This is a genomic window from Rhodothalassium salexigens DSM 2132, assembly GCF_004341375.1.
Taxonomy (GTDB): domain Bacteria; phylum Pseudomonadota; class Alphaproteobacteria; order Sphingomonadales; family Rhodothalassiaceae; genus Rhodothalassium; species Rhodothalassium salexigens.
The window spans coordinates 59,996-73,257 of the sequence record NZ_SLXO01000008.1; the positions used below are offsets into that span (position 1 = coordinate 59,996).

A 13,262-nucleotide genomic window follows, 5' to 3' on the forward strand; every position below is an offset into this window, starting at 1 on the left:
AAGCGGTCAGCGGTCGGTCGCCGCCAGCGCGGCGTCGAAGCCGGCCCTGACCGCCTTGTCGGCGCAGACGAACACCACCCGCTGCACCGACGCGGTCGCGCCCGGTCCGGCAAGCCAGGCGCGCACCGCGCCGACCGCCACGGCGGTGCCGCGCGTCACCGGATAGCCGAAGACCCCGCACGAGATCGCCGGGAAGGCGATGGTGGCCAGTCCGCGGTCGGCGGCGAGGCCCAGGCTGGCGGCATAGGCGCGCGCCAGCAGGCGGTCTTCGTCCGCCGTGCCGCCTTGCCAGACCGGCCCCACCGCATGGATTACGAACGCCGCCGGCAGGTCGAAGCCCGGCGTCAGCCGCGCTGCGCCGGTGTCGATGGCGCCGAGCGGTTCGGCGGCGCGCGCCAGTTCGGGCCCGGCGGCGCGGTGGATGGCGCCGCACACGCCGCCGCCGGGCGCCAGGTCGCGGTTGGCGGCGTTGACGATGGCGTCGGTGGCATAGTGCGTGATGTCGCCGCATTCGGCGCGCAGGTCGACCATGGGAGCGCCTCCTTGTCGTCGTAACGAGGCCGGGCCGCGTGCCCGGCGGGACGGTCGCTGCCCCACAGATCGACATTGCGGGGCGGTTTGCCAACCCGGGTCACCCCAAGGCGCGACCGGCCGGGCGGGAGCCATGGCCCTGGCCACGGTGCGCCTGCTTGGGGTAGGGATCGCGGACGGCCCCTTTCACGGCTGGGCATGACGATCATGATGGCAGAAACCGGGCGGCTCGCCGCCGTCCTCGGCCCTACCAACACCGGCAAGACCCACTATGCGGTGGAGCGCATGCTTGGCTACGAGTCGGGCATGATCGGCTTTCCGCTGCGGCTTTTGGCGCGCGAGATCTATGACAAGGTGGTGGCGTTGCGCGGCCCGACGCGGGTGGCGCTGATCACCGGCGAGGAGAAGATCGTCCCCGACCGGCCCGCCTATTGGATCTGCACGGTCGAATCCATGCCGGTGGAAAAGGACGTGGCGTTCCTGGCCGTCGATGAGGTGCAACTGGCCGCCGACGACCAGCGCGGCCACATCTTCACCGACCGTCTTTTGCGCGCGCGCGGCCGCGACGAGACGCTGTTCCTGGGCTCGGAGAGCATGCGCGGCGTGTTGAAGGCGCTGTTGCCGAGCATCGAATTCGTCTCGCGCCAGCGCCTGTCAAGCCTGATCTACGTCAAGCCGCGCAAGCTGCACCGGCTGCCCCGGCGCACCGCCGTGGTCGGCTTCTCGGCCGAGACGGTCTATGGGCTCGGCGAATTGGTCCGGCGCGGGCGCGGCGGCGCGGCGGTGGTCATGGGCGCCTTGAGCCCGCGCACCCGCAACGCCCAGGTGGAAATGTACCAGTCGGGCGAGGTGGACTATCTGGTCGCCACCGATGCCATCGGCATGGGCCTCAACATGGACATCGACCATGTGGCCTTCGCCCGTACCACCAAGTTCGACGGCCGCCAGATGCGCGACCTGACGGCGGCCGAGATCGGCCAGATCGCCGGGCGCGCCGGGCGCTATGTGCGCGACGGCAGCTTCACCACGGTGGCCGGCAGCGACGACGGCGAGATCGAGCCCACCGTGGTCGCCCAGGTGGAAGAGCACAGCTTCCCGCCGATCAAGCGGTTGAGCTGGCGCAACGCCCAATTGGACTTCAAGACCCCGCAGCGCCTGATCGCCACCCTGGAGGCCAAGTCCGACATCCAGATCCTGCGCCGCGCGCCCGAGGCCATGGACCTGACCGCGCTCAAGGCGTTGGCCGGCGACGACTCGGTGGCGGCGCGGGCGACCACGCCGGCGGCGGTGCGTCTGCTGTGGGAGGTCTGCCAACTGCCCGATTTCCGAAAGTGGTCGCCGGGCGAACACATCAACCTGGTCAAGCGGCTTTTTCTCGATTTGACGTCCGATCGGGGGGTGATTCCGCACGACTGGTTCGCGGCCCAGGTCGCCCGCCTTGACAATGTTCAAGGCGATCTCGATACGTTGGCCGCTCGAATTGCCTGCATACGCACATGGACCTATGTGGCGCACCGGCGCGGCTGGCTGAGCGAAGCGGGACATTGGGCGCATGTGACGCGCGGTATCGAGGACAAATTGTCCGATGCCCTGCATCACCGGCTGACCCAGCGTTTCGTCGACCGGCGCACCTCTGTCCTGATGCGGGAAATGCGCCAGAAAGGGGAGTTGTCGGTGTCGATCGACGATCATAACGACGTCGTCGTGGAGGGTCATAAGATCGGGCGTTTGGAGGGCTTTACCTTCCACCCCGACCCCAGCGCGGCGGGCGCCGACTTCAAGACCTTGCAGTCGGCGGCCGAAAAGACCGTTAAGGCGGAACTGACCCGCCGGGCCAAGCTGTTCACCAATATCGGCTACAAGACCGTCACGCTCGACGTGTCGGGCGGCTTCGACGCGCCGGTGATCCGCTGGCAGGGGGCGGCCATCGCCCGGGTCGAGAAGGGCGGTACGCGACTTGGGCCGCAGGTGGCGCTGGTCGACGACGCGCTGTTGTCGGGTGGCGAAGCGCAGATGGTCCTGGCCCGCCTGCAAGGCTGGCTCGACGACCGGATTCGCGAAAAGCTCGAACCGCTGGTCAAGGTGGACGAGGAACTGGCGCTGTCCGAGCCGAGCGAGGCCAATGGCGTCAAGCTTGAAGGGCTGGCGCGCGGCGTCGCCTTCAAGCTGCTGGAAAGCTTCGGCGTGCTGACCCGCGAGGATGTGGCCGGCGATCTGCGCCAGATCGACCAGGAACACCGGCGCGGCCTGCGCCGCTTCGCGATCCGCATCGGCGCCACCAGCCTCTACCAGACCGCGACGCTGAAACCCCATGCGGTCGAGTTGCGGCTGATGTTGTGGGCGCTGTGGGAAGGCAAGCAGAGCCTGCCCGCCCAGCCGACGCCGGGGCTGGTGACGATCCCGATCGACCCGCAGGCGCCGCGTGCCTTCTATCGCATCGCCGGCTTCCGGGTCGCCGGCGACCATGCGGTGCGCATCGACATGCTCGAACGCCTGGCCGACGCGGTCCGGCCGTTGGGGCAGAAAAGCCAGCAGTTCGAGGTCAGCCCCGAGATCATGGGCCTGGTCGGCTGCTCGGGCGACGACTTCGCCGAGGTGATGCGGGTTCTGGGCTACGGCCACGAGAAAAAGATCCTGACGCCTGAAGAAGTGGCCGCCGAACGCGAGGCCGCCGAGGCAGCGGAGGCTGCGGCCCAGGCTGCAGCCCGGGCGACGGCACCGACTGGGGCGCCCGAGGCCGCCACGGCCGCGCCGGACACCCCGGCGGATCAGGCCAACGCGGCACCGGCCGACGGGGCCGCACAGGCGATGCCGGAGGTGACCCCTGACGTGACCGCCGACGCGGTCTCCGACGCCAGGACGCACCCGGCGCCCGAAACGCGGGCGGCGCCCACCGAGACGGCGGAGGCCGCCGAAGCCCCCGAAGCCGCAGACGCCCCCGAAGCCCCAGAGGCTAACGACAATTCGCCCGCCGCGCCCGATGGCACGGCCGACGTGGTCGCCGATACGGCGACCGACGCCGCCGCCCAGGCGCCCGGTGCGACCGCTGAGCCCACGGCCCCCGATACGGTGGCCGATGCCCCGGCGACCGACGAACCGGCCTCGGCCGACGGCGCGACGCCCAGCGCGGCCAAGCCGGCGGCGCCGGTCGAGCGCTATCTGTTCAAGTGGGAACCCCGCCGCCGGCGCGCCGAGCGCGGTCGTGGCGCCGGCGATGACGGTCCCCGCCGGAGCGGCGGCGCGGCGCGGGGCGATGGCGCCGCTGCGGGCGCCGAGGCGCCGGCCGGTGGCCGGGGACGCGCGCAAGGCCCGGGCCGCGGCCGCGATGGCGATCGGGGCGACCGGGGCGGGCGTCCGCGCGGGGGCGACAAGGGCGGTCCGCCGCGCAAGGGCAAGGGCGGCAGGCCGCGCGACGGCGAGCGCAAGGGCGCCAACGCGCCGCGCGTGTTCAGCGCCGGCGGCCAGAAGAAAGCCGATACGGTGGATGCGGATTCGCCGTTCGCCAAGCTCCAGGAGTTGAAGGACCGCATGGAGGGCAAGTCCTGACCGACCCGGAGATCCAGCCGCCGAAGGGTGCCGGGCAGATCGCCGTCGACAGCGATCCCGGCGCCCTGCAGCGGCTCGACCTGTGGCTGGTCCATGCGCGCTTCTTCAAGACCCGGTCGCAGGCGGCCTCGTTGTGCCGGGGCGGCCGGGTACGCATCGACGGCCGGCGGGTGACCAAGTCGGCGGCGACCGTGCGCCCCGGCGCGGTGCTGACCTTTCCCTGGCACGACCGGGTGGTGGTCGCGCGGGTGCTGGCCCTGGCGGCGCGGCGGGGGCCGGCGGATCTGGCGCGCACGCTTTATGAGGATCTGTCGCCGCCGGCACCGCCGAAGGCCGCGTTTCAACCGGCCCCCGACGGTCTGCGGCCCAAGGGCACCGGCGCGCCGACCAAGAAGCAACGCCGCCAGATCGCCCGCCTGAAGGGGTTGTAACCCCGCCCCGCCGGTTCGGCCGTGCGGGATCGGCGGGCAGGCGGCTCGGACAAGGACGCACAACGCCATGCTCAGCAAGCTCAAGACATTGTTGGACCGGGTCGACAAGGCCGGCGACGCCCAGCCGGCGTTCGACGATCTGCAACTGGCCGCCGCGGCCCTGCTGGTGGAGGCGGCGGTCGCCGACGGCCAGTTCGACGCCGCCGAGCGCGCCGCGCTGACCCGGCGGCTGCGCAGCCGATTCTCGCTCGACGCCGCCGAGGCCGAAGCGCTGGTCGACGCGGCCCGCCAGCGTCAAGCCGACAGCAACCACCTGCTGCGCTTCACCAAGGCGATCAAGGACGGCTTCGACGAGGCCGGCCGGATTCAATTGATGGAAATGCTGTGGGAAGTGGTGTTGGCCGACGGCGTGGTCGACACCTTCGAAGACCATTTGTTGCGCCGGCTCGGTGGGCTCTTGTATGTCACCGATCAGGATCGCGGCTCGGCGCGCAAGCGGGTCGAGGCGCGGCTGGCCGCAGAGCGGCGCGACTGATCCGGGCCGGCGGGCCGGTTCGGTCCTTCTCGTTCGTCTCCTCCCATGCCGGGGCTTTCGTCCATGACCTCATCTTCCGTTGCCGCCGTGATCCTAGCCGCGGGCAAGGGCACGCGCATGAAATCCGACCGCCACAAGGTGCTGCACGCCGTCGGCGGCCGGGCCATGGTCGGCCATGTGGTCGCCGCCGTGGCGCCGCTGGCGCCGGCGCGGCGGGTGCTGGTGGTCGGCGACAAGCGCGAGCAGTTGGAGGGCCTGTTGCCCGATTGGCAGGTGGCCGTACAGGACCCGCCGCAGGGCACCGGCCACGCGGTGATGGCCGCGGCCCCCATGCTCGACGGGTTCGCCGGCGACGTGCTGGTGCTGTTCGGCGACACGCCGCTGATCCCCACCCAGACCCTTGAGGCGATGGTGGCGGCGCGGCGCACCGGCGACCATGCGGTGGTGGTGCTGGGCTTCCGGCCCGACGATCCCGGCGGCTATGGCCGGCTGGTGCTGGCCCCGGACGGCAGCCTCGACCGCATCGTCGAGATGAAGGACGCCACCGCCGACGAACGCGCCATCGGCCTGTGCAATTCGGGCGCCATGGTGTTCGACGGCGCCCGCCTCGGCGCCCTGCTCGACGCTCTCGACCGGAACAATGCGGCGGGTGAATACTATCTGACCGACACGGTGGCGGCGGCGCGGGCCAGGGGCTGGACCGCCGGGGTCGCCGAGGCGGCCAGCGACGATGTCCTGGGCGTCAACAGCCGCGCCGACCTGGCGCTGGTCGAGCGGGTGTTCCAGGCCCGTGCGCGCGCCCGCGCCATGGCCGAGGGTGCCACCCTGATCGCGCCCGAGACGGTCTATTTCGCCCATGACACCGAGCTTGGCCGCGACGTCACCGTGGGCCCCCAGGTGGTCTTCGGCCCCGGCGTGCGGATCGCCGACGGTGTCACGGTGGAGGCGTTCTGTCACCTGGAAGGCGTGACGGTCGAGCGCGGCGCCACGGTGGGGCCGTTCGCGCGGTTGCGCCCTGGCAGCCATCTGGGCGAAGGCGCGCGGGTCGGCAATTTCGTCGAACTCAAGAAAGCGATGCTCGGGCCCGGCGCCAAGGCCAACCATCTGAGCTATATCGGCGACGCCGAGGTGGGCGCGGGCGCCAATATCGGTGCGGGCACGATCACCTGCAATTATGACGGCATTGCCAAACACGCCACGGTGATCGGCGCCGATGCCTTCATCGGCTCGAACAGCGCGCTGGTCGCACCGGTGCAGGTGGGCGCCGGCGCCATCGTCGGCGCGGGCAGCGTCATCACTCGCGATGTGGGCGCGGGCGACCTGGCCGTGGCGCGCGGGCAACAGACCAACCACGAAGGGCGCGCGGCCCGCTTGCGGCGGCGCAAACAGGGCGATAAGAAACAGCGGGCATGATCGAACCCGGACCTGCCGGGCTGCCAAAACAGGATTGATTTTGTCCGGTTTATTCGGCATAACCGGGGTCGGACGGGCTGACCGCCGCGACTGCCGGACCAGCACAAAGCGCGGAGTAAAGCTGCAATGACCTACGTCGTTACCGAAGCCTGTATCAAGTGTAAGTACATGGATTGCGTTGAGGTGTGCCCCGTGGATTGTTTCTACGAGGGTGACAACATGCTCGTGATCAATCCTGACGAATGCATCGATTGTGGCGTCTGCGAGCCCGAATGCCCGGCCGAGGCGATTCTGCCCGATACCGAGGACGGTCTGGCCAAGTGGCTTGAGGTCAACGCGAAGTATGCCGAGGTCTGGCCCAACATCACCGAAAAGGGCGAGCCGCCGGCCGATGCCGACGACTTCAAGGACGTGGAAAACAAGTTCGAGAAGTTCTTCTCGCCCGAGCCGCCGAAGAGCGCCTGAGCCCCGGCGCTCCCGCCCTCTCTCGTCCCCGCTCTCCAAAGCCACCGGCCGGAAGCCCCACAAAGGGCGCTCGGTCGGTGGTTTTTTGCCGCCTTTTGCGGGCTCAGCCGTGGTCGGCCAGGAACGCGCGATAGGTGCGTGCCAGACCGTCGTCCAGGGTTACGCCCGGCCGCCAGCCCAAGGCGTTGAGCCGCCTTGTGTCCAACAGCTTGCGCGGCGTGCCGTCGGGCTTGGTGGTGTCATAGTCGAACCGGCCGGTGAAGCCGACGGCGGCGGCGATGCGCTCGGCCACCTCGGCGATGGTCACGTCCTCGCCCCAGCCCACATTGACGTGCTCGGGCGCCTCGTAATGGCGCATCAGAAACACCAGCGCGTCGGCCAGGTCGTCAACGTAAAGGAACTCGCGGCGCGGCCGGCCGCTGCCCCACAGCGTGACGGTTTGGGCGCCGGCGCTGCGCGCCTCGTGCATCTTGCGGATCAGCGCCGGGATCACGTGGCTGGTCTGCAGGTCGTAAGTGTCGCCCGGGCCATAGAGGTTGGTCGGCATGGCAGAGATGAACCGGCGCCCGTGCTGGCGGGCATAGGCCTGGCACAGCTTGATGCCGGCGATCTTGGCGATGGCGTACCATTCATTGGTGGGCTCCAGCGGCCCGGTCAGCAACTGCGCCTCGTCCATGGGCTGGGTCGCGTGCTTGGGGTAGATGCACGACGAGCCCAGGAACAAAAGCTTCGCCACCCCGGTCTGGTGGGCGGCGTGGATCAGGTTCGCCTCGATCATCAGATTGTCGTAGAGGAAATCGGCCGGGCTGCGGTCGTTGGCCAGGATGCCGCCCACCTTGGCGGCGGCCAGAAACACCGCATCGGGCCGCGCCTCGGCGAACCAGGCTGTGACGGCGGCCTGGTCGCGCAGGTCGACGGTGTCGCGCGCTGCCGTCAGCACGGTGACCGGCTCGCGGGCCAGGCGCCGGCACAGCGCGCTGCCGACCATGCCGCGATGGCCGGCGACGAACACCCGGGCGCCGGTCAGGTCGTAGGTGACCGGGGCGCTGGCGGCGGCTTTTGGGGCAGCGGCGTGCGCGGCGGCGTCAGTCATTGTGGTGGAACCCGTTGGCGGAGAGCACCCGGCGGTCGTGGGCGACCATGTCGCGGACCATGTCTTCAAAGCCGATCTCGGCGCGCCAGCCCAACCGCTCGCGCGCCTTGGACGGGTCGCCCAACAGCAGGTCCACCTCGGTGGGGCGGAAGTAGCGCGGGTCGATGCGCACCAGCACCTCGCCGGTGTCGGCGTCGCGGCCCACTTCGTCGACGCCCGCACCGTGCCAGACCAGGCGCCGGTCGGCGGCGGCGAAGGCCAGTTCGACCAGGTCCCGTACCGAGTGGCATTCGCCGGTGGCCAGGACGAAGTCTTCCGGGCGGTGGTGTTGCAGCATCAGCCACATGCCGCGCACATAGTCCTTGGCGTGGCCCCAGTCGCGCTTGGCGTCCAGATTGCCCAGATAGAGCGTCGATTGCAGGCCGAGGGTGATGGCGGCGACCGCGCGGGTGATCTTGCGGGTGACGAAGGTCTCGCCGCGGATCGGGCTTTCGTGGTTGAACAGGATGCCGTTGACCGCGAACAGGTCATAGGCTTCGCGGTAATTGACCGTGATCCAATAGGCGTAGAGCTTGGCGGCGGCGTAGGGGCTGCGCGGGTAGAAGGGCGTGGTCTCGCGCTGGGGGGTCTCCTGCACCTTGCCGTAAAGCTCCGAGGTGGACGCCTGATAGAAGCGCACCGTGTCGGCCAGCCCCAGGATCCGGATCGCTTCGAGCAGCCGCAGCGTGCCGAGCGCGTCGGCGTTGGCGGTGTATTCCGGGGTGTCGAAGCTCACCTGCACATGGCTTTGGGCGGCCAGATTGTAGATCTCGTCGGGCTGCACCTGTTGGACCAGGCGGATCAGGTTGGTGGCGTCGGTCAGGTCGCCATAGTGCAGGAAGAAGCGCGTGTCGGCCTCGTGCGGGTCGCGATAGAGATGGTCGACGCGTTCGGTGTTGAACGACGACGACCGGCGCTTGACGCCATGCACCTCATAGCCCTTGTCGAGCAGGAATTCGCACAAATAGGCGCCATCCTGTCCGGTGGCGCCGGTGACGAGCGCGCGTTTGGTCATGATCTTTCTCCCGGGCCTTGGCGCGTGCAAAACGGCTGGCGGCGTATGGCATCTGCCACCATCATGCGATAGGCCCTTGAGCCTTACTTCTTGGTTAGGAAATTATCGGGTCTCGGCCAAGGCCGTCCTTGGCCGGGGCGGCGCCGACGGGGCGGCGTGGACAAAGGAGCGACAGCTTGCGAGGCGTGGGGGCAGGACGAGGGCGTCCGACCGGAACGGCCCGGGGCGCGCGTCGTGGGTGCGGGCACGATCGCCAGCAGCCATGGTCGCGGCGGGCCGCGTCTGGCGGGTTTTCGCTGATCGAAGTGATCGTGACGCTGGCCATCGTGTCGTTGGTCAGCACCATTTTGTTTCAGTCGGTGACCACCCATTGGGGCAATATGCAGCGCATCGACGCCGCCTTCGACCGGGCGCGGGAAGGCGGCGTGCGGGCGCAGGTGTTTCGCCAGGTGGTCGTGCACCTGCTGCCGGCCTGGCCTGAACAGGAGGAAGCGCGGTTTCGCGGCGGCCCGAGCGGGTTTTCCGGTTTGACCGGGCAGGCGGCGTCGGCGTCCGAGGCGGCGTTGACGCCGTTTTCGATCGAGGCAGTGGCCGGGCGCGGCGTCGGGCCTTTGCGCCTGCGCTTGGTCGATCGCGACGTGGTGTTGGCCGACCCGGTGCGCGACGTGCGGGTCGAGTATCTGGCCCTGAACGGGCGCTGGCTCGACCGCTGGCCGCCGGAGGAAAACCCCGGCAATGGCTTCTTTTCCGACGGCCAGTATTTCGACACCCCGCCGCTGCCCGAGGCCATTCGCATTCGCTTCGTCGACGCGCGCGGACCACAGGCCTGGATCGCCACGGTCGGCACCAGCACCGGCCTGCCGTTCCGGATTCAAGATGTTCAGTAGGGCCCATAGATCGGCCGGGCGCCGGGCGGCGGGGTTTGCGCTGCCCTTGGTGCTGGTGTTCGTGCTGGTCTACGCCACCATCACCCTGATCGGGGTCGAGGCGGCGCAACGCGGTCAATCCCTGGCGCAAAGCTTGAGCGATCGGGTCGAGGCGGAGAAGCGGCTGGCCAGCACCGAGGCGCGGGCGCTTTATCAACTGCTGACCGCCCAGCCGGCGGCCGGCGGCGTCGACACCGATGCGCCAGAGACGACCGGGGCAGGCTTCGACCGGGCGCTGGCCACGGCCGCCAACGCGGGTAGTTACTGGGCCGGCAATGGCGGGATGCGGCGCGACGCCAACGGCGTGCTGGTCGCCTATCAGGACGCCGCCGGGCTGGTCTCGGTCAATACCGGGTCGGCGGCCGAGATCGTCGCCTTGCTAGGGCTCTTCGACATCCGGGGCGACGAGGCCCGGCGCCTGGCCGCCCGGCTTCTGGATTATCGCGACGAGGACAATCGCCGGCGCTTCCTGGGCGCCGAGCGGCCCGCCTACCGGCTGGTGCAGCGTTCCGTGCCGACCAATTCGCCGTTTCGCACCGTCGGCGAAGTGCGCCGGGTTCTCGGCTGGGACGAGCAGGACGCCTTGTGGGCCGGGGGGGCGCTGTCTCGCTTTACAACAACCGCACAACGGTCTATCCCGATCAGCACGGCATTTATGCCGAAAAGATTGGCAGAAGCATTCGATGACGACGTGATCGATGCGGCTCTTCGAGAATTGGGCAGCCCGGTCAATACCGTCTCGAAGGCGCCGTCCGACACGGTTCACTTGACTCTTTATGCCGATTATTTGAGCCCGGTCGGGCCCCGGACCCTGGCGCGGACGATCCTGGTCGAGCGCACGCCCAACGCCGCCGACCGGCCTTTCAAACGACGGCTGCTGCGCGACGACACAACCGATAAGGCCGCTGGCAATGACGCTGACCGCACATTTCCGCCGCTTCTTCCGCCCGAGCGTGAGCGCGCTGATCGGTGACGGGCGGCTGGATCTGGTCGAGGCCGGCGGCTGGTTCGGTCGCCGGCTGGTGGTGTTGCCCCGGGCGCGGTGTCAGTTTCAGTTCATCCCCGGCGATCATCGCAGCGCCCGGGCGCGCCAAGCCCTGCGCCTCAAGCTGCACTATCGCGCGCCGTTCGAGACCTTGGGGCTTCACATGGCCCCCGACGCCTCGGGCACGGCGGTGTGGACCTGGGACCAAGCCGCCGTTGACGCCGCCTTGGGCCGCGCGGGTGAGGGTGAGGGCGATGCAACCGGCGCCGACCTGATCCCCGAAAGCGCCTTGATGGCCTCGGGCCGGGATGCCACCGGCGCCCGGCTGGTCCGCTGTCTCGATGGCGTCGAGGGCCAGGTGTGGCGCGACGGCGCGCTGCGGGTGTCGCGCTGGTGGCGCGCCCTGCCCACGCCCGGCGACTGGCAGGCGTTTCTCAAGGCCGCCGGCGTCGGGTTCGAGGCCGGGCAGCCGGTGCCGCCGCCCGAGACGCCGGCGTGGCGCGCGCAGCCGATCGTCGACGGGCCGGTGCGCGACTGGGCCCCGGCGCTGGTGCGGGCGCGCGCGCTGAGCTTGGCCGCCATCGTCCTGGCGGCGCCGGTGACCTATCAGTCGGTCCAGTGGGGCCATGCCGCGTGGCGCGCCGCCGAGGCCGAGCGCGCGCTGGCCGCCCGGCGCGAGGCGGCGCGACCGCTGCTCGCCGCCCGGCGCGACAGCCTCGCCGCCCTGCGCGCCATCGAGACGCAAGCGGCGCTCGGCGACGAGGCGTTGCTGGTGCGCAGTCTGCTCGAAGCGGTCCAGGCGCTCGACGCGTTCCGCTTTCATATCCAGCGGGTCGCCTATGCCGATGGCCGGGTGACCCTGTGGATCGAGGATTTCGGCCGCCAGGACGGCGCCGCCCTGGTGCAGACGCTCGAAGAACTGGACGGCTGGTCGGGCGTCAGCCTGCTGCCCGGCGCGCGCTCGGTGATGAAGGTGGAGGCCGATCTCGGCCGCTTCGCCACCGAGTTCGCCACGCTCGCCGAGGCCGGGCGATGACCCTGCTGACCTCGGCCCGCGCCTGGCTCGCCGCCCAGACCACCGAGCGCACGGTGCTCGGGCTCAAGCTGCTGGCGGTTCTGCTCGCGGTCTGGCTGGTGATGCTGCTCGGCGACCGGGCGCACGCGGCCAGGCAGGCGGCGCGCGTTGCCGAGGCGCGGCTCGCCGCCATCGTCGACACCGCCGATATGGACACCTGGGCCGCCCGCGCGGCCGAGGCGCGCCGGGTCCGCGCCGCCTGGACTGAGGCCGGTTGGTCGGCCACCACGCCCGGCGTCGCCGCGGCGCGCATCCAAACCGAGTTGGAAGCCATGGCGCGCACCGCCGGCGTGGAAAGCTTGAACGCCACCGTGTCGCCCGACCCGCTGGCGGTCGACGGCCGCGAGGTGCTGGAATTCGACTTCTCGATTCGCGGCGACGAGGTGGCGGTGCTGCAACTCTTGTCGGCGCTCAGCCTGCACGAGCCGCGGCTGATCCCGGCCTCGGTCAACGCCCGGCTCGACGGCCGGCGCACCGCGCTGCGGGTCGCGGGCTTCGCCCCCTACCGCAAAGCCGCCGCCAAAACCGATACCGCCGATGCCACCGATTAGCCGTCTCCCGTCCACGCCGGTCCGGATTTCGCCGAGCCTGGCGCTGGTGGCCGCCCTCGGCGTCCTGGGCGCGGTCGCCGGGCTCGTCGCCGGATCGCTCGACCGCTCGGGCGAGGCGCGCGGCGACCGCCTGGGCCGCGACTGGGCCGATCTGCCGCGCCCGGCGGCGCGTGCCGCGGCTGCCGCCGGTCTCGACCCGGTGACGCTGACCGGGCGGCTGATCGCCAGCGACAAGTTCGGCGATGCCGAGGCGCTGGCCGCCACGCTCGCCGACCGCGCCGGCATCGAGGACGACGCCCGAGCGGCCGCAGCGGCGGCAGCGGGTGCGGCCGAGCGGCCGACCTTCCCGCCGGTGGTCGCCGCCGCCCTGGTGGACGACCGCCCGACGGTCTATCTGGCCCACCCGGACGGCCGCATCCTCGGCTGGTGGCAGGGCCAGGAGCCGGTGCCCGGCTGGCACATCCTCCACATCACCCTTGACGCCATCCGCGTGCGCTACCAACAAGGCGAGCCCGAGACCCGCCCGGTGTTCCGCCGGGCCGTGCCGCCCGGCGCGCGCGCCGCCGCCCCCACTGGCCAAAACGCCGGGAACGCCCCGGACAATGACGGATAGGTCCCTGCCTTGATCCCGCTTTTCGCTCGTCATGGCACCGCGCC

13 protein-coding genes are annotated in these 13,262 nt (G+C 70.5%); 10 read left to right on the forward strand and 3 right to left on the reverse strand.

Features of this window, described 5'->3' with window-relative positions; all coding sequences use genetic code 11:
* Nucleotides 1–6 precede the first annotated feature (6 nt).
* Nucleotides 7–531, reverse strand: a complete 525-nt coding sequence (locus tag EV659_RS10710; RefSeq protein ID WP_132708883.1) for a macro domain-containing protein — start codon at nt 529–531, stop codon at nt 7–9.
* 207 nt (nt 532–738) lie between these two features.
* Between EV659_RS10710 and EV659_RS10720 the strand changes: the two genes are divergently transcribed.
* The 5 genes from EV659_RS10720 to fdxA all read left to right on the forward strand — a co-directional run bounded on the left by EV659_RS10720 (nt 739) and on the right by fdxA (nt 6,921).
* Nucleotides 739–4,077, forward strand: a complete 3,339-nt coding sequence (locus EV659_RS10720; protein ID WP_165878847.1) for a helicase-related protein — start codon at nt 739–741, stop codon at nt 4,075–4,077.
* A gap of 80 nt (nt 4,078–4,157) precedes the next feature.
* Nucleotides 4,158–4,508, forward strand: coding sequence for an RNA-binding S4 domain-containing protein (locus EV659_RS10725; RefSeq protein ID WP_274600032.1), 351 nt, complete (start codon nt 4,158–4,160; stop codon nt 4,506–4,508).
* A 67-nt stretch (nt 4,509–4,575) separates the two neighbouring features.
* The gene (locus EV659_RS10730) at nt 4,576–5,043 is read left to right on the forward strand and encodes a tellurite resistance TerB family protein (protein WP_132708886.1); all 468 of its coding nucleotides are present in this window, start codon (nt 4,576–4,578) and stop codon (nt 5,041–5,043) included.
* Nucleotides 5,044–5,106: 63 nt separating this feature from the next.
* The gene (gene glmU, locus EV659_RS10735; protein ID WP_132708887.1) at nt 5,107–6,456 is read left to right on the forward strand and encodes a bifunctional UDP-N-acetylglucosamine diphosphorylase/glucosamine-1-phosphate N-acetyltransferase GlmU; all 1,350 of its coding nucleotides are present in this window, start codon (nt 5,107–5,109) and stop codon (nt 6,454–6,456) included.
* 126 nt (nt 6,457–6,582) lie between these two features.
* A complete protein-coding gene (gene fdxA, locus EV659_RS10740) occupies nt 6,583–6,921 on the forward strand; it encodes a ferredoxin FdxA (protein ID WP_132708888.1) in 339 nt (112 codons plus the stop codon).
* Nucleotides 6,922–7,024: 103 nt separating this feature from the next.
* Here the strand turns inward: fdxA and fcl are convergent, their stop codons facing one another.
* Nucleotides 7,025–8,014, reverse strand: a complete 990-nt coding sequence (fcl, locus tag EV659_RS10745) for a GDP-L-fucose synthase (RefSeq protein WP_274600031.1) — start codon at nt 8,012–8,014, stop codon at nt 7,025–7,027.
* Nucleotides 8,007–9,068 carry a GDP-mannose 4,6-dehydratase gene (gmd, locus tag EV659_RS10750; RefSeq protein WP_132708889.1) on the reverse strand — a complete coding sequence of 354 codons (1,062 nt, stop codon included), beginning with the start codon at nt 9,066–9,068 and terminating at the stop codon, nt 8,007–8,009. The genes fcl and gmd overlap by 8 nt, the downstream gene beginning before the upstream one ends.
* A gap of 185 nt (nt 9,069–9,253) precedes the next feature.
* Here gmd and EV659_RS10755 point away from each other — a divergent pair, with 185 nt between their 5' ends.
* Genes EV659_RS10755 through EV659_RS10775 form a run of 5 tightly spaced genes read left to right on the forward strand, consistent with a single transcriptional unit; the run spans nt 9,254 to nt 13,218 of the window.
* Nucleotides 9,254–9,955 (forward strand): PulJ/GspJ family protein, encoded by a 702-nt coding sequence (locus EV659_RS10755; RefSeq protein ID WP_279388348.1) that lies wholly within the window; start codon nt 9,254–9,256, stop codon nt 9,953–9,955.
* Nucleotides 9,945–10,967, forward strand: coding sequence for a type II secretion system protein GspK (locus tag EV659_RS10760; RefSeq protein WP_165878849.1), 1,023 nt, complete (start codon nt 9,945–9,947; stop codon nt 10,965–10,967). Before EV659_RS10755 ends, EV659_RS10760 begins: the two co-directional genes overlap by 11 nt.
* On the forward strand, nt 10,906–12,015 hold the full coding sequence (locus tag EV659_RS10765; protein WP_132708892.1) for a hypothetical protein: 1,110 nt from the start codon (nt 10,906–10,908) through the stop codon (nt 12,013–12,015). The genes EV659_RS10760 and EV659_RS10765 overlap by 62 nt, the downstream gene beginning before the upstream one ends.
* Entirely contained in the window at nt 12,012–12,605 is a 594-nt protein-coding gene (locus tag EV659_RS10770) for a hypothetical protein (RefSeq protein ID WP_132708893.1), read from the forward strand. Before EV659_RS10765 ends, EV659_RS10770 begins: the two co-directional genes overlap by 4 nt.
* Nucleotides 12,592–13,218, forward strand: a complete 627-nt coding sequence (locus tag EV659_RS10775; RefSeq protein ID WP_132708894.1) for a hypothetical protein — start codon at nt 12,592–12,594, stop codon at nt 13,216–13,218. The genes EV659_RS10770 and EV659_RS10775 overlap by 14 nt, the downstream gene beginning before the upstream one ends.
* Nucleotides 13,219–13,262: the final 44 nt, after the last annotated feature.

Excerpts from the sequence above, each read along its gene's own strand:
- EV659_RS10710 (WP_132708883.1), bottom strand. The coding sequence starts at position 531 with ATGGTCGACCTGCGCGCCGAATGCGGCGACATCACGCACTATGCCACC.
- EV659_RS10720 (WP_165878847.1), top strand. The coding sequence starts at position 739 with ATGATGGCAGAAACCGGGCGGCTCGCCGCCGTCCTCGGCCCTACCAAC.
- EV659_RS10730 (WP_132708886.1), top strand. The coding sequence starts at position 4,576 with ATGCTCAGCAAGCTCAAGACATTGTTGGACCGGGTCGACAAGGCCGGC.
- glmU (WP_132708887.1), top strand. The coding sequence starts at position 5,107 with ATGACCTCATCTTCCGTTGCCGCCGTGATCCTAGCCGCGGGCAAGGGC.
- fdxA (WP_132708888.1), top strand. The coding sequence starts at position 6,583 with ATGACCTACGTCGTTACCGAAGCCTGTATCAAGTGTAAGTACATGGAT.
- fcl (WP_274600031.1), bottom strand. The coding sequence starts at position 8,014 with ATGACTGACGCCGCCGCGCACGCCGCTGCCCCAAAAGCCGCCGCCAGC.
- gmd (WP_132708889.1), bottom strand. The coding sequence starts at position 9,068 with ATGACCAAACGCGCGCTCGTCACCGGCGCCACCGGACAGGATGGCGCC.
- EV659_RS10760 (WP_165878849.1), top strand. The coding sequence starts at position 9,945 with ATGTTCAGTAGGGCCCATAGATCGGCCGGGCGCCGGGCGGCGGGGTTT.
- EV659_RS10765 (WP_132708892.1), top strand. The coding sequence starts at position 10,906 with ATGACGCTGACCGCACATTTCCGCCGCTTCTTCCGCCCGAGCGTGAGC.
- EV659_RS10770 (WP_132708893.1), top strand. The coding sequence starts at position 12,012 with ATGACCCTGCTGACCTCGGCCCGCGCCTGGCTCGCCGCCCAGACCACC.
- EV659_RS10775 (WP_132708894.1), top strand. The coding sequence starts at position 12,592 with ATGCCACCGATTAGCCGTCTCCCGTCCACGCCGGTCCGGATTTCGCCG.